Origin of the sequence: Nostoc sp. DedQUE09 (assembly GCF_034530915.1) — a bacterium.
Taxonomy (GTDB): Bacteria; Cyanobacteriota; Cyanobacteriia; order Cyanobacteriales; family Nostocaceae; genus Nostoc.
In genome coordinates this window covers 1-24,194 of the sequence record NZ_JAVRCE010000055.1, presented here as the reverse complement: position 1 = coordinate 24,194, position 24,194 = coordinate 1, and the positions used below count along the sequence as shown (strand labels likewise).

Genomic DNA, 24,194 nt, shown 5'->3' with positions numbered 1-24,194 from the left:
CAATCTAATTAAATTAATTTATGTAAAACAAACTAACAATTAAATAAAAGTCATGAGCATTACATTTGAAAAATTTATCATTATATTTTATATTTTATTGAGAAAAAGTTTCAGCTTTTCTCTAGATTCTGGTAGTCTGATTTTGTATTGTGGACGACGTTATAGAGGCACTACATGGGAATTCAGAATTTGTTTGCAGCAGGTGGTGTGGTCATGTGGCCCCTGTTGGCGTTTTCGGTCTTGGGTGTGGCACTGATCATTGAGCGGATCAGGTTTTGGGTAAGAATTAATCAGCGTCAAAACCGGGTGGTGCGAGATGTTTTGAATCTCTACCGTCTCGATAATGTTGTCGGTGCAATGGATAAACTTCGGAAAAACGCAGATTTGCCACTCGCCCGGATTTTTCTAGCAGCTTTAGAATTAGAGGAGCCAAATCCAGAAGAATTTCGTTTGGCGCTAGAAAGCGAAGCGCAAGCTGAGATACCTGTGTTAAAACGTTTTCAAAACATGTTCGAGACAATCATTAGTCTGGCACCACTGTTAGGTCTTCTCGGCACAGTATTAGGATTGATAACCTCCTTTGCCTCTCTAAATCTTGGTGACGTGGGAGGTAGCAGAACGGCAAGTGTTACGGCTGGTATTAGTGAAGCTTTGGTATCAACAGCATCAGGATTGATAGTTGCTATATTCATACTCATGTTTGCCAATACCTTCCGGGGACTGTATCAACGGCAAATTGCACTAATTCAAGAGTATGGGGGACAGTTAGAATTACTTTACCGCCGTCGCTATGAACGAGGAGAAAAAACGTATGCGTCTACAAGATGAACCAGATATCCCAGCACAGATTAATATTGTGCCGATGATTGACGTGATTTTTGCAATTTTGACATTTTTTATCATGTCAACTCTGTTTTTAACACGTTCAGAAGGTTTACCAGTAAATTTACCGAAGGCAGCCACAGCAAAACAACAACAAGTTCCCTCTAAAGTTACTATCACGGTAGATGAACAAGGAGTAGTAAGCTTGAACCGGAAACCAACCACAGTTGATAATTTAACAGCGCAAGTGCGGACTTTAATTGGTTCTAACTCAGAAATGTTAGTGATTATTAATGCTGATGAAAAAGTTGGTCACGGTCAGGTGGTGGCGGTGATGGATCGGGTACGTCAGGTTGAAGGGGCAAAGTTAGCGATCGCTACCCAAAGACAATAAATAGATATATTGGGCATAACGAAGTTCAGAGAGTCAGGGAAATTCTATATTCTGACTCCTAACTCCTTCTTGTCTAATAGATATCTTCAGCAATCTATTATGTTATGTGTTGCCCAAAATTATTTTTATACACAATTAATTAATTTTGCCTACCTGATTTTCACCAGATGTTTAATTCTAAAGGCAGTAACTTTTATCAAAACAGAATTCAGGAGCCAGAACGAGCGTCTTCATTCTGATATCAAGTCCGGGTAATTAGTTATGATTCCCACTGTCATTTCACCCCACCCCCAACCCTTCCCCGCTCTTCGGGAGGGGAGATAAAGCGTAGCTTTGGCGGGGTGGGGTTCTTGCAATTTAATAAGTAACCAAGCAGACATGATATGACTCCTGACTTCTGAATTCTGACTTCTTCTTCACTGCTGTAGGTTTTGCCAAGGTTAAGTTTCAGCCGAATGCTTCCATTCTAGTATCTACAATCACGACATAATCCAAACTGACTTGATAAATTGCTAATTACACGATCAAAATAAGGCATAGCAAATTTATACAAGCAGGTAGATTATCTGATGATTATTCCAGAGTCAATTAAAAAATTCATTACATGGATACAAGGTTTTGACCATCGTGTTTTGCAAAATAAAGATGATGTAAAAGAAAAGTTTATTTTGCCAATGTTTCACTATCTCTGCTATCCAGAGATATGTCATCGTGAATACTCTTTAAAAACCTATCAATCAGAAACCTACGCCAATAATTTAGAAATTGCTCAGATTTATTTTGCAACAGATGATGTTAAAAAACAAAATACAGATACATCACTGATTTTTGTAGAAGCGATAGAACCGCAAAAAACCAAGTTAAATGAGGCTATTGAGCAAGCTAGATTTTATAGTAATCATTTTAAAACACTATTTTTTATTGTCACCAATGGATATGACATCAATGTTTTTCAGCGTCTACATTCCCATCGAGAAGAATTAGTATTTGATCTAAATATAGATACCTTAAAAAATAACGATGTCGCTTCAAATTTTTATAATAAACTCAATTTTGATTTAGTTAGAAACATCGATAAAAATACAGCCAGTATTTTAACATCTACTAAATGTAGTTTAATAGAAAAATTAATCATACGTCATCCAGATTTACACTATTTTTTAGAAAAATGTGATTTTGAGCCTTCTATAATGCGAGAAGATTGCCACTTAGTTGTTGTTAAACCAAAAGTAGCGATCGCTTGTAATTTACCCAAAGCTTTTGGTGAAGGTAATTGTCAAATAGAATTCAGTAGTATTCTTTTTAAAGGTCTAAAAATTCACTTAAATCATCAAGATATTTTAGGTCAATTAATGACAGGATTATACACTCATCCAGATTGGGGTTGTCGTCGTTTTTTGAAAGAATTAGATAAAAATAATTTTACAGTGCATTTTGGTCAAATAACAGTTATATTATCAAAATTAGAAGCAACAGACTTGTGTTTGTGTATCGATGAAGTTTGCCAAAACTATAAAAACTCAATAATTGAATTTGAAAATGCTCTAGAAACATGGGATTTTGAATTTATAAACTTTTCACAAGTTCGTGGTTTTATCCTTTTTTCTGTAAAACAAGAATTATGGGAGTTAATGCAGCAGTTTACGAAAGAATTTGATTATAAGAAAGGCAAGTCAGAATGGCATCTATTTCATAGAAAAAATATATCAATTCGAGTGAGTCGAGGAATTCGCGATCATGCATTTATCTTTCCCAAATTTGACAGAGATTTATCTTTATTACCTAGTAATCAAGTTAACATAGTCTATGAACTAAATAATGTTAATTTACAATCTATTGAAGCACCTAAATTTAGCTCATGGCAACAAGATATTGGAGTACGAGGAACTTGGACAGCTAGATATACCAAGCAGTGGTTATTAGATAAATATATCCCCAAGGTTATTAATTACTACTCAAAGAAATCTCAATTATCTGAATCGGAATTGCTAGCAAAAATAATAAATTACAGAAGTGAACGTGCGCCAATCAAAGAAATTGATAATATTAGAGATTTAGTACCTTATCTTCGTGATATACAATCTTGGCTACATATCTATGTGGAAAATATTGCAGCTTCACTATTGAAACCATATTACCAAGCCTATACAAATTTAGTGCGTAATACGGATTCTTCCATAATAGGCATAGACTATATTGTTGGGAATTTGCGGCGAGTTGAGTGTAAAAATACGCCAGAAGAAAATTATAGCAATTCCACAGACTGGAAAAACTTGACTTTTAAATATGCTATAGATTGCTTAGATCGGCAAGTAGTAAGAATAAATAATAGTGAATACGAGAATAGTTTTAAGGCAGATTTAATCACTCGCATATTTATTTGGATTATAGAAAATGGTAGAATATCTTTTTCACAAGCTCAGTTAAGTGCTGCTAAACAAGCTTTAATACCACTTTGGGAGCAAAGCCGCTTTGAAATGCGCTATATCTATCCTAATCAATAAAACTACATAATTTGCTGTAAATCCAACACAAATCCAGGTAGTATATTTTCTCCAGATAAACTAGCAGGATTGTCTAATATCTCTACATTTTTACCTGGACGATAAATTTCCACTCGCTTGTTTTTGCGATCAATTAACCAGCCTAATTGAGTGCCATTTTCGATATACTCCTGCATTTTCTCTTGTAATTCTTTCAAGGAATCAGTACGAGAACGCAACTTTACTACAAAATCAGGACAAATCGGGGCAAATTTTTCTTGTTGTTGTGGGGTTAAAGCATTCCACCGCTCAATTTTTACCCAAGAAGCATCAGGAGAACGTTCTGCACCATTAAGTAGCGTGAAACCAGTTGAAGAGTCAAAAACTTCGCCTAAATTAGTTTCAGAGTTCCAAATATCTAATTGAGTTGTAATTTTAACATTACGTCTGCCAGTGTCACTACCTGTAGGTGGCATAATTAATAATTCACCTGATGCTGTACGCTCAAATCGATAATCGCGGTTTTTCTGACACATCTGGAAAAATTGCTCATCAGTCAAGTCGATTTTCAATTTGAGGGTAGAAGGGAAAGTGGTTGTCGTGGCGTCCATAGGCTATTGTGAGCATCTTACTTTCTAGTGTAGTGCTGTGTGGAGTGCGTAGGCGTAGCCCGTCGTAGACATCGCATAATGAGATCGTGGAGTGCGATCGCAATCCAAACAACTTCTGGTTAAATGTTACTAATTGTTACTAATGCTCTATAAGCTTGATACTTTAGAAGGTAGAAAAATTTAGATGCTTTGGTTATCTCAATGGCTAGTGTTAGGAACTATATTTGTTAGCTTAACTTTTAGCACACCTTTAGTTGCCAGTCAGTCTATGAACCAACAAGATATGCAGATATTAATAGAAAAAGCTAAAGATGCATGGGTTGCTCAAGATGTCGATGCCCTTACACAAATGTTTACAGTTGACGGAGAACTAATCGTGCCTGGTCAATGCTGGCGGGGGCAAGAAAGAATTCGAGAAGGACTTGCCAATTTTAAAGAACAGTATTCAGATGTCAAAATAGACATCCACCGGATTATCATTGGCGAAAATCAGGCAGCAGTAGAGTGGTACTACGAAGATACAGAAAAGGCGACAGGTCGTCGTAATAAAGCTGATGACGTAATTGTTGTAGATTTTAAGGATAATCAAATTAGTCGTTGGCGTGAATATTTTGACACACAAACGCCAACTAACAAATAGTTACACTAGTCGTGATAGTCAAATCTCCTTAGCTCAAAATGAACTAAGAAGATTGGAGTGTCAAAATTAAGTTGTAATCTAAAAAACACAAGACGTTTATCACCTCAGACCGCTCTGATAAAGAATTTAACCTTCCCTTGGTGATAACAAGGTGGAGGAAGCGACAAAAACTCCACACCGTCAAGGATTTTTATTGATTTACACTGTTCAAACATCTGTCATCGCTCTCCTTCGATGTTCGATAATGGGCCACAGCGGCATAACACCCATACAGTGCTGTCTATTTTCATAAAACTAGAGTAGCTGACAGTTGGGTGAAAAACTCTCTCTCTCAAGTATAAACACTAGCTAGCCAAGAGATATAGCTATATTGTTTATACAAACTTGTCTAAAGTAAGATTTTAATTCTTAATAACCTTAGCTGCTCATTTGACGCCGTTGGGACTGTGCTTGGTTAAACTGCTTTTGTTGTGGTGTTAATTGGCTGTAATCACTTGAAGATTGCATATCCCATTGTAATTCTGCTAGTAAGAGTAAACTAACGGTCATAATTAGCCCCGTTGAGAGAAACTGCATAACACCGCAGTACGGTAAAACTAAGATTCCTAGCAAATGAATAAACCCCATTAGAATAAATGTGCGTGAACGCATTCCTACCCCGGTGCAAAAGTAGCCGATGGCACTTAATCCTAACCACAGTGGACACAAACGGATTAACACCTCTCCCCATCCCAAAAAAATGCTCAGATCGGTCAAGATTAAACCCGCTATGATTAAAATCGCCCAGCTATAAACAACCCAGCGTAGCTGTTCTACAGTTGCCCAAAACCAAGTTAAACTTACCATACCGACTGCACCGAATAAGGTAAGCACTGACCACAAAATCGCTTGGCTACTCCAGCTAATGGGTAAAAACTGAGCGGTTACGAAAATCCCAGATGAAATTAGTCCCCAGAGAATAAATGCTTGATCGACGCGAGTATAAAACTTTGAAAAGAGGACGAAATTTCCAATTTGGTAGTTGAGACAGACTAGACCTTGAATATCTTGAAAATCTAGCTCTTGCTGTTTTTCACGTAGTAGCGGCTCAGAAGAATTGAAAAAAGTCATTGATAATCTATTACTCTTGGTAGATGAATAAATTATTACTCTATCCAAAGATATATTGTTATTTAAATATAAATAAACAAGTAAAGAATAGTTGAGATACTCTTGAGCATACTACTTATTTTAAGTTTGTATCTTTAAAAACCTTAAACAAGGCCGTACTCACCTTAAAACTATTTAATAATCTTTTAAAAGATCGCTGATGGAATCGGTTATTTTCAATAGCGATCGCAGGATAAAAATACCAAAAAAAGCCGTTATTTTATTTTGCTTAAGCGTAGTGAGGTAGCGATTGCTTCTTGACTCATCCATGCTTAAGCAAAACGACTAATCTAGCCCTCTATTTACGTACTAGGTTCAGCAGTTCTTTTGGAGAAGCCAGCAAGTCAATCGCTACAAAGAATATTTTGCCTTGGGGATCTAGCAAAAACCGCCATGCAATATTCATACCTACGCTGGCACCGAACCAGGGGGTTTGGACTTTGCCTGTAACTTTAACTTGGGTATAGCCATCTTCCACTGGCTCAGATACGCCGCGTTCTGGGAGCATCTTCAGCCCCTGGCATTCTTCACGCATATAAGCACGAATTGCGTCTTGACCAACAATTGGTCTTTCAAAGGGAGGTTGCAAAGCACCTTCGGAACGAAACAGAGAAACCGCAGCATCAAAGTCATTGGCATTCATGTTGTTGATATAGCCAAGCACCGTAGGATTGTTGATGCCCTCAATGGTGACTTTAGTCCGAAATGCTGGTGCAGTGGGAGGAGCTACTGGCTCTGAGACTTTTTTGTAACTACCAGGAGCATTCGGATCGAATCCCATGCTAATTACGGTATTGCGTAGGATGGTAATTTGTTGACCTGAATCTGCATTGCCAATGGCTTGTAACACATCGGCAGCTTTAGGAGAAAGCTTGTAACCTGGTGGAATTGGAGCAACGATTCCCTGAGCCATCCACTCTCCTAACTGATACCAAAAGCCTAACTTGATATTTACGGTGAAGGATGCATAAGAACGGCACAGAGGAGTGTCAGCACGGTTAGCCAAATCGTACATGACTTGCGTTTGAGCCTCAAAAGGCATCTGCTTAATTTGTTCGAGTAAGCCTTGTGCAAGGATCATGTTGGCTGCCCCAGGAGCCGCAACTGTAATACTTCTACCCATCTCGGTATAAGCAAACCAAAGTAATGCTAATTGATCTTCAGCATTGAGCTTAGAGAATGATTCGACGACGGTTGGAACAACGTCAGCAACTAGGGTGCCGGGAAAAATACTTTGAGCCGACTGGATGGTAAAAGACATAGCAGAAATTCCAAAAAAAAAATTACAGTTCTACCAAATGTGAAAAATCAAATGTGCAAAGACCGAGGAAAAATGCGTTTAATTGTTAATAAAGGCACTTAGTAGGTTTTGCATCATTAAACAGCCTGTTTTAGACATAGTTCTAAAAAAGGCATAGTGATGCGTTGCCGTTGAGTTTAGATACTTGGCAAAGCCCATTGCAGGCTCAACTGCATAGTTATTTAGAGAGCCTTAATTAACGGTGGTTTAACGCATTAATACTGCTTTGTATCTTTATGTAAAGAAACATAACAATTTCGTTACAAATAAGCAATACTTTCTCAGTTATATATAAATAACTTCTGCTTATGTAAAATATAAGTTTTACTGATGTTCAATTTAATGCAATTGGTTGTATGAATTCCCCTCCAAGAATCACTAAAGATGCCATAAATCATCACAAAGACGCGACAAATCGCCGTGTCTACAATAGTCTTTCGCGATTCATCGCGTCTCTTGCCTTAACCAAACAGTATTAAGCCGACCTTGTACAAATCCGAAATACCCTACTCATTTGGTACGGTTTCCACTACCTTTCTTCTTGTGTCAAGTGGTTGCAAAAAATATTTACAATAGTTAATATTCGTTTACATAAAGCAAAAGCAAAGAATCAAAAATGACAAGTAAAGGCTTTACCATTAACGAACGCGGTCAACTCAACAGATTTGCGATTGAACCCAAGGTTTATGTTGATGAAACTCCACGGATAGGATTCACCAAATATGCCGAAAAACTCAATGGGCGTTTGGCAATGATTGCTTTTGTTTCACTCATAGCTGTAGAAGTTATCACCGGACACGGTTTGATTGCATGGCTAACCAGCCTTTAAAGAAGACAATTTGAGATTTATTAATTTTCTTCACTTGACGAATAAAGCAATTTAGAGGCAAACTTACTTATGAAAACTGATTTTGATTATCCCAAAAAGGATTTAATTGGACCCGTTGTTTTTAGACCTGCTTTCAACAACTTTGAGACTATCAATGCAAATCAAGCCTGGTCATTGTTTTTTACTGCCGGTCAAGACGACAAAGGACTTGGACAAGAAATTGAGTTCGGCAGATTTTTCACTAACCTGTTAATTGCCATTGGAGTAACTGGAATTATTTGGGCGATTTACTTTAGCCAATTAGGATGAGTAAGTTTGTTCATTTCTAGTGTGTAGTAATTTCAATAGAGGTCTTGGATTTGGATACCAGGACTTCTTTTAAATTTTCAATAGGTTTAAAAAACTCTATTTAGCTTTGGAAAAAGTTTGATGTTGATTGGATTTATAAAGCTTCCCAATTTGTCACGGTATTGTGGATACGTGGGCTTAGAAGTAGCACAAATTGTTTCCAAACATCTTGCTGTTCAAAGTAAAACCTATGTAATTCAAAATAGAAGGGTATTGATACATCAACTTTTAAAGTCTGGTCTAGATGCTCATACAGCAGATCGAACTGTTACTGTACTTGTATCAAGCCCGGTTTTACAATTAAGCAACAAGAACCAGTGTGCAATTAATTGTATGGGAGAGAAACCATACAGGTAGTAAAAAATATTGGGGTTAAAGGAGAGTTTACAGGTGACAAGTAATAATCTGTACCCTATTCCTTTCTTCAGTCCCTACTTCAACGCAAACAACGAATCGCCTCTAATAAACCTCTAGCTTTATTTAGCGTCTCTTCGTATTCTTTCTCTGGCTCAGAATCAGCTACCAAACCTGCACCGGCTTGTACGCTTACTGTCTTATCATGCACTACCATTGTACGAATTGCGATCGCAGTATTTAATTGTCCTTCAAAATCGTAATACCCATACACACCCGAATAAACACCCCGACGACTAGACTCTAACTCGTGGATAATTTCCATTGCCCTAATTTTGGGTGCGCCGCTTACCGTACCTGCTGGGAAGGAAGCTTTCAGTAAATCCCATGCTGTTTTACCAATTGCTAATCTACCCACAACATTGCTAACAATGTGCATCACATGGGAGTAGCGCTCAACTACCATTAATTCATCGACTTTGACACTACCACTCTGACAAACACGCCCCAAATCATTCCGTCCTAAATCGACAAGCATCACGTGTTCGGCAATTTCCTTGGGGTCTTGGAGTAAATCTTGAGCCAAGGCTGCATCTTCCTTAGTAGTTTTACCTCGCGGACGCGTCCCAGCAATTGGGCGTACCGTAGCTATCACTCCACCATCTGAATCGGTTTCGGCTTTCACCATCACTTCAGGACTGGAACCGATGATTTGCCAATCTTGGAAGTTAAAGAAAGCCATGTAAGGCGAAGGATTTATTTGACGTAGCGACCGATAAAGGGCAAAAGGGTCGCCTGTGTATGTTGTTGATAGTCGCTGAGAAATTACTACTTGAAAAATATCACCTGCTTTAATGTAATCTTTGGCCTTCTCAACGCTGGCACAAAAATCAGGGCGGGTAAAATTACTCTTATACTCCTCTGCTCCTCGGTCACTGAGCGTAGCCGAAGTGCTGCTCCCCTGCTCCCCTGCTCCCCTGCTCCCTGGCGGATTCCATTCCAATCGAGTTTTTTCTGGCGATAGAGGGAGAGATAGCTTTTCGAGCATCTGGGTGACGCGATCGCTAGCTTGTTGATATGCTGCTTTCAAATCTACATTCGGATCGCGTAAATCAGCATAAGCGATCGCCCAAATTTTCCGCTTCACCTGGTCAAAAATCAACAAGTGGTCTACCTGCATCCATAACCCATCAGGGATATTCCGCTCATCTGGTGGATAAATGGGCACACGCGGCTCAATCCACTGAATCAATTCATAGCCCCAAAACCCAAACAAACCACCAATTCCTGGTGGTAGCTGTGGTAATTTCACTGGGTGATAAGGTGCTAAACATTCGGCTAAAGCTGTAAAAGGGTCGCCAGCAAAAACTACCTCCGAACCGTCACGGTTTTTCTGAGTCGTGCGATCGCCCCTTGCTTCCAAAACCCACACCGGATCGCAGCCCACTAAACTATAGCGTCCCAGCTTCTCTCCACCTTCTATCGATTCCAACAAAAAGCTATAAGGCTGACCCGCACAGACTTTATACCAAGCAGATACGGGCGTATCTAAGTCCGCCACCCATTCTTGATATACCGGGACGAAGTTGCCTTCTTGCGCTAGGGTAGAAAACTGGGAGAAATTCGGAAAAATCATTATTTTTTAAAGGTAATTGGTAATTGGTAATGGGTAATGGGTTTTTACTTACCAATTACCCATTACTAATTACCCATTAGCTACTAACAGCTAGTTACGGGGCGTCGTAGGTAGTAACACCGCTAAACTTAACTTTAGAGGGGCTGGGGTTTTGTCCGATACGACGGTCTACATAACGCACTTTGTCACGACCTGGGTTCACCTTTTCGGGGAAGACACCATCAGCTGGGTGAAGTAAGGTAGTTTCTCCGTTGGGTAGAATCCGGTAAACTTTGTAATCTGTGATTTTGAGTTTACGAAGTTGCTGACCGCCCAAAAAGATGCCATATTCTTTCCGAGCTATATACAGCAGGTTTTCACCTTTGCGCATAGTAGCAGCACCACCGGTAGGCAATTCAAAAACTTGCTCTTTCGGGCTAGTCCAAGTGATAGCGTACTTTTCTTCAACTGCTGCTTTTGTAAGCAAGCCACCAGTGCTGCCAGCAAATAGCGGGGTTTGTCCAGAGAGTGTTTCTGCCATAAAGTCTGTTCTCTCAACGTTTTTAGGGAATCCTAACATCGCAACCAGGATCATATTGCGATCGCGTCATAGACTGTAACAGTTTTTAGTCATTTGTCCTTGGTTCTTTGTCATTTGTTAAAAACCAATGCTTCAGGAGTGCTGAGTGCTGAGTTAGGAGTGCTGAGTTAGGAGTTATTATTTCTCCTCTGCTCCCCTGCCCCTCTGCTCCCCTGCCCCTCTGCCCCATGCCCAATGCCTATTTACTCTTGACTTTTGTCCGTTTTTCCTCTTGGTTACTCCGAACAATTGGGATAGTGAAGTGAAACTGACTGCCCTGGTCTTTACCAGTTGACTCTGCCCAAATTTCTCCACCCCAGCCATTAACAATTTGACGGCAAATTGCTAAACCAAGTCCAGTTCCGCCAGTGGTGCGGCGCAGCGCTCCTTCTTCTTGATAGAAACGGTCAAAAACTACTTCTAAACGATTTGGTTCAATGCCGCGTCCGGTGTCAGCTACAGTCACCTCGACCATTTGACGGCTGTTGTAAATCGCTTTAATTGTGATTTCTCCTTGGGGTGGCGTAAATTTCAAAGCATTGTCCATAAGTTTTGCCAGTACCTCGACTAGCCAATCACCGTCAGCTCTTACTAAAGGTAGGCTTTCGGCAATTTGAGTCTTGATTTGGGGCGGCTTTTCCGTTGAGGAACGCGTGCGATTTCGGCTGAGTGCTAAATCCACACATTCTTGTAAAGTGAGGGATTCTGGATGCCATTCCACCCGGCCGCTTTCCAAGTTGGAAAGTGTAAGAAAATCTTGTACCAGTTTTCGCATCCGCTCTGAGTCGGAAAGAGCGGTGTTGAGCATGACTTGCTGCAACTCCACAGGCATATCTGGTTCGGTAGCAAGACTTTCCAGGCACACTTGAATTGTAGATAGGGGGGTACGCAGTTCGTGTCCGGTGATGGCTATGAGGTTGCTGCGGGTGCGGTCTAGAGCTTCTAACTGCTGGTTAAGTTCTTCTAGGTTAGCGTAAGCTTCCGCTTGGATGAGAGCTGCTCCTACTTGGGTAGCGATCGCTTCTACCAAATCCAATTCCCCAGGTTGGCACTCATGCGGTGGCATCCGGCAGTAATGTAACTCCACAATCCCCAATAATCGCCCTTGATAGAATACTGGTTCCATCAGCCAAGAACGAATGGCAAACTTTTTGGCGATCGTGGAAAGTCTTGGCGATTTGGTAACGCGGGGGTCACTCAGCGTATCGCTCACACAAACACCTTCGCCAAGTTCTACGATGTCCCGAAATAGGGAATTTTTCTCTAACTCCCAGGTTTGTCCGCAAACAGATAAAACACCAGGGGTCAAAAACTCGTGTTCAATTATGGCTTGGCTATCTGTGGCTTGAGCGCGGTAAATTAGACAGCGACAAGCTTCTAGGTGTTGCCCTAATTCTTGTGCCGCCACCTGGAGAACTTCGTGAGGATCGAGCGATCGCCGAATGGCAGTACTAATAGAGTTGACTAATCGTTCTTTTCGTGCTTGTGCAGCAATAGACCGATAAGCTTTGTGCAATTTGTACTGGCTAGCTTGCAAATAAGTTACTAAGCGCTGCACAAATGGGTCTGTATCAATGTCACAGGCATACTCGTTTACCTGTTCGGCTCCAAAGTAGTTTCGCGGTTCGCCAATGCCAAACCTCTGACGTGCCTGTTGAATTTTACTTGTCAGTTCTGGTCTGTAAACCAAAACCCGATCTAACAACAATTCGGCGGCTTTCAGGCTAACTCCCCTTTCTGATGTCCAAATTCCCTCAAATCTTCGGGCTGTGTCTATATCCAAATTAGGGCTTAGTTCCGGTAGTTGGTTATTTTTGGCAAGAGAACCAAGGTTTTCTCGGCAAACAAGACAAGTAGCATAATTGTCAGCAATCACTACCAAATGCCACTCCTGACTTAAGCCATCCGTTGCCTCAAAAGCCACTTTTTCATAGTGTTCCGAACTGTTGGCGAAATCCGTTTCTGGAGCAGCTAATACGTATATTTGGTTACTCCGCAAGGCAAGTCGCAGGTAGCGATGAGCTTCTTGGCGGTAGAATCGCTCTCGCTGGAAACTAGCAATTACAAGGGGTTGAGCTAAAGTCGCAGCCAAAACTTGATCTTCCATCGCGTGGGAGAGCGCCGTTAGTGAAGCCTTAAAATATAGCTGGGGCCGCAAGTTGGGTAGGGACTTTAGCAGATCACTTAGCACAGAAGTCGAAATGCTCATGAATTATTGTTAAACGCTCAACCTCGATCAGATCCACGTCACAGCTGCATTGTACAAATTCCAAGGGACTCTCAAGTTAAATAGATAGTTGCAATATGTAAAGAACGCTAATAAGCGCTTTTCGCCAAAGCAGTCGCAACACTTTGTTACCAACTAAGGGGCGTGGAACTTGATTTGTTGATTGACAGCCTATTACGCCCAATATACATTCAGGGCAACTGATGCTTTTGCTTGCACAGGTAAAATCTTTCAGGAGTAAGTACTAAAACGTTAATTCTTGTATGGTTTTAACTCCTGTGTTCGCTATATAACCACGGGTGAACGATTTACAGTCCATACAGGCAAAACAGCTTATCGTAGACATCGCCTACTTTGCCGACATTAATTTCTGCTCACTAAATCAATTTTCTTAGCCGTAAATCATGACTGCAATATTTACATAACTTAATTCCTGATGAGTGATTAAACTTAATCAATTAATTATCATAAATTAGTCTAATCAAATATCAAAGATTATTTAAAACAAAATCGGATACTAAATAAATTTTTTTTATGTTCACCAAAAACTGTAAGACGTTTTTGGTGATTATACTATATATCTTGTATTTTTGAAAGTTCAACGACTAATAAATTATCTCAAAATACTCAGTCAGTTTTCAATCTTGGTCTGACATTTATAAAATATAAATTTATCGACGAAAGACAGTTCTTGCTGTTCGCGCAGCGTGTCGTAGGCAGGGCAGTCTTCCTGCTGGCTTTTCATGGAAAGTACTGAAACCCCCATCAGGACTAGGGTAGGGTGTAGAGAACTGATATTGTCTTACTACACCCTACACCCTACACCCCACACCCCACACCTTTGCTCCTTTTCCACATACCGTGAAAAGTCAGAGTCTTCCTGCCGCCTCCTGCGGTCTCGACTGAGCGCTCGCCGGACGTTCTTCTGCATCCTTCAACAAGATTTGTTTATATAGATATAAGCGCTGCTATTTTGTCAGCAATATGTCAGGATTATTTTGGTTCGAATAGCTCAAACGAGTTTTAAAGAGTGTCTTTTGTCGGAAGTTGTGAGGATGAACAAGGAGCAGAGAGGATAAAGCAAAGGGAAAACCCATACTTATAGTGATTTACAGCTATTTAGACCACGACTGAGATGGGAAGTAGGGAGTGGGGGGGTAGTGTAGTTAAATTAATTAAAAAGCGCTGTCAAAGCAGGGCAAGATAACTGACCTGGCTCCGTACTTTGTGTCTCTCGACGATAAGCTATTCTTTATTTACACTACGTGTGTCGACACAAATCTTTCTTTTTTCGACCTAAATAAATTTAGTTGCTCTGTGCCAAAGCAAGAGAGTATTTTTTATTTCCTCTCTGCCTCTTGGGTAAGAGACTTCTACTCAAAAGACCACAAAAATACCTGTACACGGAATTTTGGCTAATGACCCCGGATACGCTAATGACCCCAGAAAAAATTTTTCTGGATGGAAAAACTTTTATTCCTGCCGAACAATTACCGATCCCGGAGTGGCCTTGTGTTGTGGCTGAAAGATCGCAACCGACACTGACGGTTAAAGATGATGATTTATTTTTTGTGACAGATACTATCGGGAACATTTCTGGCTGTTCCCTCAACGATGGCAATCCCAGTATGGGACTGTTTTGTTGTGATACGAGATTTCTCAATCGCTTAGAGTTGCAAATTGAAGGGCGATCGCCTGTACTCCTCAGTAGTACTGCCGAAAAAGGTTTTTCACTCTCCGTTTTGTGTACTACTCCCAGGATCGACGAACGCCTGAAAGCCGAGACTATCGGAATTCGCCGAGAACTCGTGCTGAATGGGGCGCTGTTTGAAGAAATAGAAGTATCTAACTACAGCACAACCACTGTCAATTTTGAACTAACCATCAGCTTTGATGCGGATTTTGTTGATTTATTTGAAGTCCGGGGCTATGACAGAGAAAAACGAGGTCGGCTTTTACGGCTAGTAGAACCTACGGTTGAGGAAGGAACATTTTCTCACGTCGATGGTGTTTCACCAACACCTAAAGAGCCATCTGCTTCTAGAGAAGAATCCTTAACACTCGCCTATCAAGGTCTGGATGGCTCAGTGATGGAATCTCGGATTCTATTCCAGCATCGGCAACCAGACTATTTCAAGGGTTACACTGCGGTTTGGCAGCTTGAGTTGGCTTCTCACGAAACTCAAAAGCTGGGCTACCGAGTGAATATGTTGAGAAACAACCAGTCCAGTTCAACCGTAAGCGCCGCCACTACATTAGGACAAGCGAAAGCCGCTGAGTGGATGGAGGAGCAACACTGGGTACAACAAATTACCCGCATTAGCTCAGATAAGAGTACCTTCAATCGAGTGATTGAGCGGGCTGAACAAGATATGTATTTGTTGCGCCAGTCTTTTGGAAAGCATAAGACTGTTTCCGCCGGGGTGCCGTGGTTTTCGACACTATTTGGGCGAGATTCGCTGATTACAGCTTCTCAAACCCTGATGTTAAACTCGCAAATCGCCAAGGAAACTCTGATATTACTGGCAACATACCAAGGTAAAATTGACGACGAATGGCGCGAAGAAGCACCGGGTAAGATTTTGCACGAGTTACGTTTGGGAGAAATGGCTCGTTGTCAAGAAATTCCCCATACACCTTACTACGGTACAGTTGATGCCACTCCCTTGTGGCTGCTGCTCTATGCCGAACATTATGCTTGGACTCACGATGGAGAACTCCTAGAGCAACTTTGGCCCAATGCTCTAGCAGCAATGGAGTGGATCGATCGCAATACCAAAGAAACCACTTATCTCAGCTACTTCCGTACATCGAAACGCGGTCTTGCTAACCAAGGTTGGAAAGATTCTGGCGACTGTATTGTAGACCGTAAGGGAGAATTAGCCAACGGCCCAATTGCCCTTTGTGAGGTGCAAGCTTACGTCTATGCTGCAAAAATGCGCCTATCAGAAATAGCCAGGATGAAGAAGCGGCTTGATTTGGCTGATCGTTGGCAAGAAGAGGCGAGAAATCTTAAGGTTCGTTTTAATCAAGATTTTTGGGTGGAAGACCAAGATTTCTGCGCTCTGGCTTTGGATGGAGAAGGCAAGCCAGTAGACAGTATTACCTCAAATCCTGGCCATTGTCTGCAATTGGGACTCTTCACAGACGAAAAAGCTCACAGTGTAGCAGAACGGTTGCGGGCACCAGATATGTTTAATGGTTGGGGCATTCGGACTCTAAGTAGTTTGTCACCCGCTTATAATCCGATGGGTTATCACATTGGTTCGGTTTGGCCCCATGATAACGCTCTGATTGCAATGGGATTGCGATCGCTCGGTCTTATCGATCAAGCCTTAGAAATATTCCAAGGTTTATTTGACATGACTCAGCAACAACCCTATCAGCGTCCTCCAGAACTATTCTGCGGCTACGAACGAAACGGCGATAATGCTCCTGTGCAGTATCCGGTTGCTTGCACTCCCCAAGCTTGGGCTACGGGTAGTGTTTTCCAACTACTGCAAATGATGGTTAATTTGGTGCCTGACGCTCAAAATAACTGCTTGCGAATCATCGACCCCGCTTTGCCAGAATCGATTAATCGCCTATCATTTCATAATTTACGAGTCGGCCCCACCATCCTCGATTTGGAATTTGAGCGTTCTGGGACTACAACTGCTTGTCGCGTTGCGAAAAAACGGGGCAATTTACGGGTAGTTATTGAAGCTTAGAAAAAGAGTAGGGGGTGGTGAATTATCCACTCCCTATTTTAGGCTTGGTGCGATTGCTCAGTGACATAATGTCAACATTGAACTGCCCCAGATAACTTTTGCATCAATTTCAGGGGTTTCCTTCAGTCCGTTGCAACCGAATTGTTAGCCTGCGGCATTAGTCTTGCATTTCCCACATGAAATCAACCCCGTAAAAACAACCGAGATAGAGCAGCATACCTCTGGTTTCTTCAGCAGCTATTCTGTAGTATTTTGAAATACATTGAAAGATATACCAATATTCATCTACTTCCTCATCCCATAATGTTCTGTAAACATCTGGATTCAATACACAAGCTTCTTCATATCTGTTAGCAAACTCTTTTTCTGAAATTTGAAGCAGCGCTTCGGAGATTTGCTGAGTTTCTGAGGGAACAAGATATTTTACAGGGCCGAAATCTTTGAAACTACCTTTTGTTCCTTCAATTGAGGTTCTGCCCATCACTGCATTGATTAGCAATCGGTTGTTTTCCTTTTTTCGGGCAACAATAAAAGGTATCTGACATTCTTCCCACAAAGATATATCCTCAGTTAGCAAGTAGTGCATTGCGTGCCAAGAATCAATCTCTAGTCTTCCAATTTTCCATTGCTCCTCAGCAATAAGAGCGTCCAGGTTATGATTAATTCCTTTTTTTTTAAGTAGGTATGTAGATGTTGGACTGCTCCGGTTTCTAGGGCTTCTTTTGCATGAAGGTACAAGTCCAACACATACAAATCTTGTTTCGCTATCTCTAAAAGAGGTGTGGATATTTGTTTGAAGTTTCCCTCTATTCCCATACCTTATTTTTATCAGGGTATTCCGTATATATGCCCAAATAAGATGTTATACAGTTATATGATGTGTGCCAGAACCTTGCCTTGTTTAACTGCTGACTGCGCCACAGGATTGAAAGCTATTACCCAGTCGCTTCGGTGAGTGCTTCAGGAATTATCTCACCATTCACACTATGCAGTTTCAGGCTAGCGATGCGAACGCCTCAAATTCAAAAATGGTAATAAATTTCTGCTAAAAAAAATTTAAGGATGTAAAAACAACAATCATTTACACCCAAATTGCTTACAGACGCGATTAATCGCGTCTCTACGTTATGCTTCTTCGGAATTATCTCTTTTATGTCCTGGGGATGCTTCGTAAAGTGCATCGAGATGTTGACGCGCATCTTCAACGTTAATTGAACGCATTACCAAAAGTGGCTCTTTAATTAAGTTGCCCGCGCTATCTAATAACTCTGGATGGGGTACAAACTGTTTCTTTGATGAATAATAACCATAGTTGCCTTGGTTATTCATTGGCGACGAATTCGTGGGGTAGGTTCGTTCCCGATCAAAACTGAACATAATCAAGTTACGAATTAAGTTGCCAACAGCTATAAATGCAAGGATTGTAAAAGCAAGAATGTAAAGCAAATGTAACATTGGATTTTCCTCCAGAACAGCAATTTTTAAAACTTTATTTTGTAACGCTTTGTTTCGCCGATACTGTACTTACAGTTAAGACGAGTATTCTACGCACTTTTTACGCGCTTACATTTATATGAAACTATTTGTCAACCGTTATTCCACTTACGGTAGCATAGGATACATTATTTTGTTAATCCAGCTAATGTTAAGAAATCCTTAAGAATTATCTATTATCTCTTTAACGATTGATTTACCATCTTGCGTAGACGCTTCTTTGGCTAGTCTTGAGACACCGCTAAATTGTCTGCCGAAAGTTTGCGCTTAAACTTCACGTCCTTGACGAAAGCGAATTGCGACATTCCAGCATTCTGTCACTAATTCATGCCAAGGCATTAACGTTGCCATCTCAATCCCGACTTGTTTATCAGTTGCATTAAATAGCATCTTCGCCGTATTTAGTTCATCTTGCGCTTGCTTGACCCGCAAGAGCAAGTCAGATTGCTCTTGGTGACTCATAAATGATAGTTCCTCAGTTTCGAGTAAATGGCGCGATCGCGTAAACCAATGCTGAAAATCTTCCAGCAGCGGATCTAAAACCGTTTTCAACAACTCAGTCCCTGGTAAATTTGAGTCTGGCATAAATGAGAGGAATATTTCAAACTTGCTTACTAATATTAACGTTATTTACGTTTCTTAACATTTGCAGAATTATTCTCATAATTCCCAGATGTAAAAATTTGTAACAAAGGTCACAAAATTTATTATATAGTCTTGATAACTGGTTTGTACAGTGCCTTTGGACAGGCATCTATAGGTATATATGACATCAAGTTGTAATTCATAAGATAATTTAGCGATGTCTACGATGGTCACTGAGCGCAGCCGAAGTGCGGGCTACGCCTACGCAACCAATCCTGAATTTGACACTCAGGTAACAAATCAAAAATTTATCTTTATCTTTGGATTGAAGAAGAATTCAGGAGTCAAAATTCAGGACTCAGAATCAAACCGCTACGCAAAGTCATTAGTCCAAGAGAAAGCACGCCCACTCTCTAACATAGTTTGAATTACTCCGATGAAAAAAAATTTTTTCTGCCCACTGTCAAAGCAAGTTTACAGTGAACTTTGTTGAACTACTCATGGCATTGCAAGGGATAGAGTATGCACCAATAACTAATGACAAATGACAAATGACTACTTAACCAAAGTCGTTATAGTTGAATAAGCCTACAGATTCAGATAAATCACCTTTTGTAATCACTTCGCCAACGGTTCAGCAGCCAATGTCGCCAAATTCATCAAATCAGTCCGAACAATCAGAGCAAGTTGAAAAAATTTATTTACCGCGTACCAGCGAATCGGAGAACTTAAAGAAGATTCGTCACACTGCTTCCCATGTTATGGCAATGGCAGTACAAAAGCTGTTTCCCAAGGCGCAAGTTACAATCGGCCCTTGGATAGAAAACGGTTTTTACTACGACTTCGACAATCCAGAACCATTTAGCGAAAACGATCTCAAAGTCATCAAGAAAGAGATGGCGAAGATTATTAATCGCAAATTGGCGGTTATTCGAGAAGAAGTCAGCCGCGAAGAAGCCGAACGCCGGATTCAGGGAATTAACGAACCTTACAAGCTAGAAATCCTGGCAGATATCAAAAACGAACCAATCACGATTTACCACCTGGGGAATGAATGGTGGGATTTGTGTGCGGGGCCTCATCTGGAAAATACTAGTGAATTAAACCCCAAGGCAATTGAATTAGAAAGCGTTGCTGGTGCTTATTGGCGTGGGGATGAAACTAAAGCCCAATTACAACGCATCTACGCTACCGCTTGGGAAAGTCCAGAACAACTCGCTGAATATAAGCGACGTAAAGAAGAAGCGCTACGGCGAGATCACCGGAAACTGGGTAAGGAACTGGGATTATTTGTATTTTCTGATTTAGTGGGGCCGGGTTTACCTTTGTGGACACCCAAAGGTACTCTGTTGCGGAGTACTTTAGAAGACTTCCTCAAGCAAGAACAGTTAAAACGGGGTTATTTATCTGTAGTAACGCCTCACATTGCCAGAGTAGACTTATTCAAAACCTCTGGACATTGGCAGAAATATAAAGAAGATATGTTTCCTTTGATGGCAGATGACTCCGAAGCTGCTGCACAGGAACAGGGGTTCGTCATGAAGCCGATGAACTGCCCCTTCCACATCCAAATATATAAGAGTGAGTTGCGCTCTTATCGAGAACTACCGATGCGCTTGGCGGAATTTGGCACTGTTTACCGCTACGAACAATCAGGGGAATTGGGCGGTTTAACACGGGTGCGCGGTTTTACTGTGGATGATTCTCACCTGTTTGTCACCCCAGAACAGCTAGATAGTGAATTCCTCAGTGTGGTGGATTTGATTTTGTCGGTGTTCAATAGTCTGCAACTAAAGAACTTTAAAGCTAGACTCAGTTTCCGCGATCCAGCTAGTGACAAATACATCGGTTCCGATGAAGTTTGGGACAAAGCCGAAGGTGCAATTCGCCGTGCAGTCGAAACCTTAGGGATGGATCACTTTGAAGGTATTGGAGAAGCGGCATTTTATGGGCCCAAACTCGACTTTATTTTCAGTGATGCCCTAGAACGGGAATGGCAATTAGGAACTGTGCAGGTAGATTACAACTTGCCAGAACGCTTTGATTTGGAATACGTCGCCGAAGATGGTGTTCGCAAACGTCCAGTGATGATTCACCGTGCGCCTTTTGGTTCACTAGAACGGCTAATTGGGATCTTAATTGAAGAATACGCGGGCGATTTTCCTTTGTGGTTAGCGCCAGTGCAAGCTAGATTACTGCCAGTGGGTGATACACAGTTAGACTTTGCTAAAGATGTGGTGGCGAAGATGCGTGCATTGGGCATCCGTGCAGAAGTTGATACCAGTGGCGATCGCTTAGGTAAACAGATTCGTAATGCAGAGAAAGAAAAAATACCCGTGATGGCTGTGGTGGGAGCTAAGGAAGTGGAAACTAATACCTTGAGTATTCGTACCCGCGCTTCTGGGGAATTGGGAGTTATCCCTGTCGATGAGGTGGTGGATAAGATGAAGGATGCGATCGCTAAGTTCGAGAATTTCTAAAATCTAATCGCAGACGCACACTAATCACAATTGGTGTGCGTTTTGTCTAGTAGATCAGATTATTGGCTAGCTGGTAGGTTTTGGCAAAGGTGCGATCGCGTTCTACTTGCAGGCTGAAACCCTAACTTTGTCGTTGCCAATTGGAAAACCCTAATTTTGCAGTAAACTTTAAACTTTCTGCATAAATTGATTGAAATTTATTGACAATACTATATGCTGACATTCTCGCAGTTATAAATGTTGAGAAATTTATATTTAGCTTGCAAAATTTTCAGAGTTAATCAATTAATAAATCTGTAAACTTACCTTTGAATGAAGAAGAACGCTCTCTTTTAGGTGTTGTGAATCCCGCAGAGTTTGACAAAGCCGTTGTCATTGCGTCGAAGTATGTTCAATTTCCGACAAATTGAGGAAAAGTAGATACCGAAATTAACCAGAAAAAGGCAACGATCACTGCTTTTATTTAACAAGCAAACAAGAAGTATTGCAGTCACAGAAATATATGATAAAAAAAGTATTTTTATATAAAAGTTGTGATTAACAAAGAGAATATTATGAGTAAATATGATTATATTGTCATTGGTGCAGGCTCGGCGGGCTGTGTTGTCGCCAATCGTCTAACAGAAGATGGTAAAACAACCGTGTTATTACTCGAAGCAGGCAATCCAGCTACCTTACCAGAACATCAAGTTCCTGTAGACTGGACAAAACTATGGGGTACTGAGGTTGACTGGGCATATTTTACGGAAGAAGAACCACACTTAAATAACCGCAAAATCTATTGTCCGCGCGGGAAAGTCTTAGGTGGCACCAGTTCGATCAACGCGATGATTTATATTCGAGGCAGTCGGCATGATTATGATCGCTGGCAAGAATTAGGCAATCATGGTTGGAGTTACCAAGATGTGTTGCCATACTTCAAGAAATCTGAAAACCAGCAGCGTGGTGCATCCGAATTTCACGGTGTTGATGGATTATTGAATGTCACAGATCCCATTGCTCCTAGCGTGACATCACAACTATTTGTGGAAGCAGCTGTCGCACTAGGCTATGAGTGCAATCCTGATTTCAATGGCGTAGAACAGTCAGGCGCAGGACTTTATCAGTTAACAGTCAAAGATGGTAAGCGACAAAGTACAGCAACTGCATTTCTGCTGCCAATTCTCGATCGCCCCAACTTAACAGTTACCACTGGTGCATTAGTCACTCGGCTACTATTTGAGGGAACGCGCACTATTGGAGTGGAGTATCTGCATCAAGGAACGATGCACCAAACCTTTGTAAATCAGGAAGTTATTCTCAGTGCTGGTGCGTTCGATTCACCTAAACTGCTGATGCTCTCTGGAATTGGGAATGCAGAACATCTGCGATCGCTAGATATTCCTGTAATCGCTGATTTGCCCGGTGTCGGTCAAAACCTCCAAGATCATCTTCATGTCGCCGTTGCACACCAAGCAACTCAGGATTTACAACCTGCCTCAACTAGCAATATCGCTGAAGCTGGATTGTTCTTGCATACTGAAGGTCGTTTAGATGTTGCACCAGATTTACAGTTTCACTCTGGCCCTGTTTTGTGGACACATCCTGCATACTCCCGCGAAGGGCCAGGATTTACTGCTACAGTCTGTCTGACTAATCCCCAAAGCCGTGGTGATCTTACCCTGCGTTCTGCTTCGCCCCACGATCCAGTTGTAATTCGGATGAATTATCTCCAAAATGAATCTGATTTGCAAAAGCTGCTTACAGGGATTAAAATTATCCGCCAGATATTCCACTCAGATGTCTTTGATGAGTTCCGAGGTGAGGAAGCTGCTCCCGGCGCTGAGAAAAAAAGTGATGAAGCTCTCCTAGCTTACATCCGGGAAACCTGCGACACTGTATACCACCCTGTCGGCACTTGCAAAATGGGAACAGACTCCGATTCAGTGGTAGATCCCGAACTGCGGGTACATGGTGTTGAAGGGTTGCGTGTTGTAGATGCATCAATTATGCCAACTATTAGCACGGGAAACACCAATGCACCCACAATTATGATTGGGGAAAAGGCAGCAGATTTGATTAAAGCTACCAATCGGGTTTTAACGCAAGTGCCGTTAGCAACTGGTGTAGATGCCGAGCAGCTTGTTGTTAGCGATCGCTCTGCCTAAATTTATATGTTTTAAGCTGCGATCGCAATGTATTTAATATCAAAGACTCGTTATAGCACTTCTTGTTTGTGTGAGGTACACCCGTAGGGGCACGGCATTGCCAATTGGTGTCAACTTAAGCTCAAACGCTTATTCCACAGGCATTTTACCCCCCTTAATCCCCCCTTATAAAGGGGGGAAACAAGAGAATCTCGTTCCCTCCCCTTTATAAGGGGAGGGTTAGGGTGGGGTAACGCAGATCGTGATGGGAAGCCAGAGAACTGAATATCAGGTTTTGACAAGGGTTTGACGTTAAGTTGACACCAATGGGCACTACCGTGCCCCTACACCCCACGGTATAATGTTGTACTGCATCTGAATGGAAACCGCTATAACGGAGATAAAAGGTGGATTCATCCAGTTCAAATACTCGTTAACGGAGATAAA

At 41.4% G+C, this 24,194-nt stretch carries 19 protein-coding genes; 10 read left to right on the top strand and 9 right to left on the bottom strand.

From position 1 onward, the window contains the following. Nucleotides 1-174 precede the first annotated feature (174 nt). From RMY27_RS26650 to RMY27_RS26640, 3 genes are all read left to right on the top strand, one after another. A complete protein-coding gene (locus RMY27_RS26650) occupies nucleotides 175-828 on the top strand; it encodes a MotA/TolQ/ExbB proton channel family protein (RefSeq protein ID WP_322667877.1) in 654 nt (217 codons plus the stop codon). Further along, entirely contained in the window at nucleotides 812-1,216 is a 405-nt protein-coding gene (locus RMY27_RS26645) for a biopolymer transporter ExbD (RefSeq protein WP_322667876.1), read from the top strand. Before RMY27_RS26650 ends, RMY27_RS26645 begins: the two co-directional genes overlap by 17 nt. Nucleotides 1,217-1,785: 569 nt before the next feature. Beyond that, nucleotides 1,786-3,720: a hypothetical protein gene (locus RMY27_RS26640; protein WP_322667875.1), complete on the top strand. Its 1,935-nt coding sequence runs from the start codon at nucleotides 1,786-1,788 to the stop codon at nucleotides 3,718-3,720. Nucleotides 3,721-3,722: 2 nt separating this feature from the next. On the opposite strand, the gene RMY27_RS26635 is transcribed toward RMY27_RS26640, so the two are convergent. Further along, nucleotides 3,723-4,310: a Uma2 family endonuclease gene (locus RMY27_RS26635; RefSeq protein ID WP_322667874.1), complete on the bottom strand. Its 588-nt coding sequence runs from the start codon at nucleotides 4,308-4,310 to the stop codon at nucleotides 3,723-3,725. A 184-nt stretch (nucleotides 4,311-4,494) separates the two neighbouring features. Between RMY27_RS26635 and RMY27_RS26630 the strand changes: the two genes are divergently transcribed. Continuing rightward, nucleotides 4,495-4,950, top strand: coding sequence for a nuclear transport factor 2 family protein (locus tag RMY27_RS26630; protein WP_322667873.1), 456 nt, complete (start codon nucleotides 4,495-4,497; stop codon nucleotides 4,948-4,950). A gap of 417 nt (nucleotides 4,951-5,367) precedes the next feature. Here RMY27_RS26630 and RMY27_RS26625 read toward each other — a convergent pair whose 3' ends face one another. Together RMY27_RS26625 and RMY27_RS26620 are read right to left on the bottom strand one after the other, a co-directional pair. Further along, entirely contained in the window at nucleotides 5,368-6,060 is a 693-nt protein-coding gene (locus tag RMY27_RS26625) for a hypothetical protein (protein ID WP_322667872.1), read from the bottom strand. Between the two features lie 337 nt (nucleotides 6,061-6,397). Then, nucleotides 6,398-7,360, bottom strand: a complete 963-nt coding sequence (locus tag RMY27_RS26620) for an orange carotenoid protein N-terminal domain-containing protein (RefSeq protein WP_322667871.1) — start codon at nucleotides 7,358-7,360, stop codon at nucleotides 6,398-6,400. Nucleotides 7,361-8,015: 655 nt separating this feature from the next. Here RMY27_RS26620 and RMY27_RS26615 point away from each other — a divergent pair. Both RMY27_RS26615 and RMY27_RS26610 read left to right on the top strand, forming a co-directional pair. Beyond that, on the top strand, nucleotides 8,016-8,228 hold the full coding sequence (locus RMY27_RS26615) for a chlorophyll a/b-binding protein (protein WP_322667870.1): 213 nt from the start codon (nucleotides 8,016-8,018) through the stop codon (nucleotides 8,226-8,228). A gap of 69 nt (nucleotides 8,229-8,297) precedes the next feature. Further along, nucleotides 8,298-8,537 carry a hypothetical protein gene (locus tag RMY27_RS26610; RefSeq protein ID WP_322667869.1) on the top strand — a complete coding sequence of 80 codons (240 nt, stop codon included), beginning with the start codon at nucleotides 8,298-8,300 and terminating at the stop codon, nucleotides 8,535-8,537. Between the two features lie 475 nt (nucleotides 8,538-9,012). Here the strand turns inward: RMY27_RS26610 and trpE are convergent, their stop codons facing one another. The 3 genes from trpE to RMY27_RS26595 all read right to left on the bottom strand — a co-directional run bounded on the left by trpE (nucleotide 9,013) and on the right by RMY27_RS26595 (nucleotide 13,334). Further along, nucleotides 9,013-10,566, bottom strand: a complete 1,554-nt coding sequence (trpE, locus tag RMY27_RS26605) for an anthranilate synthase component I (RefSeq protein ID WP_322667868.1) — start codon at nucleotides 10,564-10,566, stop codon at nucleotides 9,013-9,015. Nucleotides 10,567-10,660: 94 nt separating this feature from the next. Next, on the bottom strand, nucleotides 10,661-11,086 hold the full coding sequence (locus RMY27_RS26600; protein ID WP_322667867.1) for a photosystem I reaction center subunit II: 426 nt from the start codon (nucleotides 11,084-11,086) through the stop codon (nucleotides 10,661-10,663). Nucleotides 11,087-11,324: 238 nt separating this feature from the next. Next, nucleotides 11,325-13,334, bottom strand: a complete 2,010-nt coding sequence (locus tag RMY27_RS26595; RefSeq protein ID WP_322667866.1) for a DICT sensory domain-containing protein — start codon at nucleotides 13,332-13,334, stop codon at nucleotides 11,325-11,327. Nucleotides 13,335-14,770: 1,436 nt separating this feature from the next. On the opposite strand from RMY27_RS26595, the gene RMY27_RS26590 reads away from it, so the two are divergent. Further along, on the top strand, nucleotides 14,771-17,062 hold the full coding sequence (locus RMY27_RS26590; RefSeq protein WP_322667865.1) for an amylo-alpha-1,6-glucosidase: 2,292 nt from the start codon (nucleotides 14,771-14,773) through the stop codon (nucleotides 17,060-17,062). A 157-nt stretch (nucleotides 17,063-17,219) separates the two neighbouring features. On the opposite strand, the gene RMY27_RS26585 is transcribed toward RMY27_RS26590, so the two are convergent. The 3 genes from RMY27_RS26585 to RMY27_RS26575 all read right to left on the bottom strand — a co-directional run bounded on the left by RMY27_RS26585 (nucleotide 17,220) and on the right by RMY27_RS26575 (nucleotide 19,141). Next, on the bottom strand, nucleotides 17,220-17,681 hold the full coding sequence (locus RMY27_RS26585; protein ID WP_322667898.1) for a DUF1877 family protein: 462 nt from the start codon (nucleotides 17,679-17,681) through the stop codon (nucleotides 17,220-17,222). A 506-nt stretch (nucleotides 17,682-18,187) separates the two neighbouring features. Next, nucleotides 18,188-18,517, bottom strand: a complete 330-nt coding sequence (locus RMY27_RS26580) for a DUF2973 domain-containing protein (protein WP_194045128.1) — start codon at nucleotides 18,515-18,517, stop codon at nucleotides 18,188-18,190. A gap of 306 nt (nucleotides 18,518-18,823) precedes the next feature. Continuing rightward, complete coding sequence (locus RMY27_RS26575) at nucleotides 18,824-19,141, bottom strand: DUF2605 domain-containing protein (protein ID WP_322667864.1); 318 nt, start codon at nucleotides 19,139-19,141, stop codon at nucleotides 18,824-18,826. A 217-nt stretch (nucleotides 19,142-19,358) separates the two neighbouring features. On the opposite strand from RMY27_RS26575, the gene RMY27_RS26570 reads away from it, so the two are divergent. From RMY27_RS26570 to RMY27_RS26560, 3 genes are all read left to right on the top strand, one after another. Beyond that, nucleotides 19,359-19,568 carry a hypothetical protein gene (locus RMY27_RS26570; RefSeq protein ID WP_322667863.1) on the top strand — a complete coding sequence of 70 codons (210 nt, stop codon included), beginning with the start codon at nucleotides 19,359-19,361 and terminating at the stop codon, nucleotides 19,566-19,568. A 217-nt stretch (nucleotides 19,569-19,785) separates the two neighbouring features. Next, on the top strand, nucleotides 19,786-21,621 hold the full coding sequence (gene thrS, locus RMY27_RS26565; protein WP_322667897.1) for a threonine--tRNA ligase: 1,836 nt from the start codon (nucleotides 19,786-19,788) through the stop codon (nucleotides 21,619-21,621). 554 nt (nucleotides 21,622-22,175) lie between these two features. Continuing rightward, the gene (locus RMY27_RS26560) at nucleotides 22,176-23,768 is read left to right on the top strand and encodes a GMC family oxidoreductase (RefSeq protein ID WP_322667862.1); all 1,593 of its coding nucleotides are present in this window, start codon (nucleotides 22,176-22,178) and stop codon (nucleotides 23,766-23,768) included. The last annotated feature ends 426 nt before the right edge of the window (nucleotides 23,769-24,194 follow it).

Bases quoted from the DNA above. Each gene is read 5' to 3' on its own strand.
- RMY27_RS26650 (WP_322667877.1), top strand. From the start codon at position 175: ATGGGAATTCAGAATTTGTTTGCAGCAGGTGGTGTGGTCATGTGGCCC.
- RMY27_RS26645 (WP_322667876.1), top strand. From the start codon at position 812: ATGCGTCTACAAGATGAACCAGATATCCCAGCACAGATTAATATTGTG.
- RMY27_RS26640 (WP_322667875.1), top strand. From the start codon at position 1,786: ATGATTATTCCAGAGTCAATTAAAAAATTCATTACATGGATACAAGGT.
- RMY27_RS26635 (WP_322667874.1), bottom strand. From the start codon at position 4,310: ATGGACGCCACGACAACCACTTTCCCTTCTACCCTCAAATTGAAAATC.
- RMY27_RS26630 (WP_322667873.1), top strand. From the start codon at position 4,495: ATGCTTTGGTTATCTCAATGGCTAGTGTTAGGAACTATATTTGTTAGC.
- RMY27_RS26625 (WP_322667872.1), bottom strand. From the start codon at position 6,060: ATGACTTTTTTCAATTCTTCTGAGCCGCTACTACGTGAAAAACAGCAA.
- RMY27_RS26620 (WP_322667871.1), bottom strand. From the start codon at position 7,360: ATGTCTTTTACCATCCAGTCGGCTCAAAGTATTTTTCCCGGCACCCTA.
- RMY27_RS26615 (WP_322667870.1), top strand. From the start codon at position 8,016: ATGACAAGTAAAGGCTTTACCATTAACGAACGCGGTCAACTCAACAGA.
- RMY27_RS26610 (WP_322667869.1), top strand. From the start codon at position 8,298: ATGAAAACTGATTTTGATTATCCCAAAAAGGATTTAATTGGACCCGTT.
- trpE (WP_322667868.1), bottom strand. From the start codon at position 10,566: ATGATTTTTCCGAATTTCTCCCAGTTTTCTACCCTAGCGCAAGAAGGC.
- RMY27_RS26600 (WP_322667867.1), bottom strand. From the start codon at position 11,086: ATGGCAGAAACACTCTCTGGACAAACCCCGCTATTTGCTGGCAGCACT.
- RMY27_RS26595 (WP_322667866.1), bottom strand. From the start codon at position 13,334: ATGAGCATTTCGACTTCTGTGCTAAGTGATCTGCTAAAGTCCCTACCC.
- RMY27_RS26590 (WP_322667865.1), top strand. From the start codon at position 14,771: ATGACCCCGGATACGCTAATGACCCCAGAAAAAATTTTTCTGGATGGA.
- RMY27_RS26580 (WP_194045128.1), bottom strand. From the start codon at position 18,517: ATGTTACATTTGCTTTACATTCTTGCTTTTACAATCCTTGCATTTATA.
- RMY27_RS26575 (WP_322667864.1), bottom strand. From the start codon at position 19,141: ATGCCAGACTCAAATTTACCAGGGACTGAGTTGTTGAAAACGGTTTTA.
- RMY27_RS26570 (WP_322667863.1), top strand. From the start codon at position 19,359: ATGTCTACGATGGTCACTGAGCGCAGCCGAAGTGCGGGCTACGCCTAC.
- thrS (WP_322667897.1), top strand. From the start codon at position 19,786: ATGTCGCCAAATTCATCAAATCAGTCCGAACAATCAGAGCAAGTTGAA.
- RMY27_RS26560 (WP_322667862.1), top strand. From the start codon at position 22,176: ATGAGTAAATATGATTATATTGTCATTGGTGCAGGCTCGGCGGGCTGT.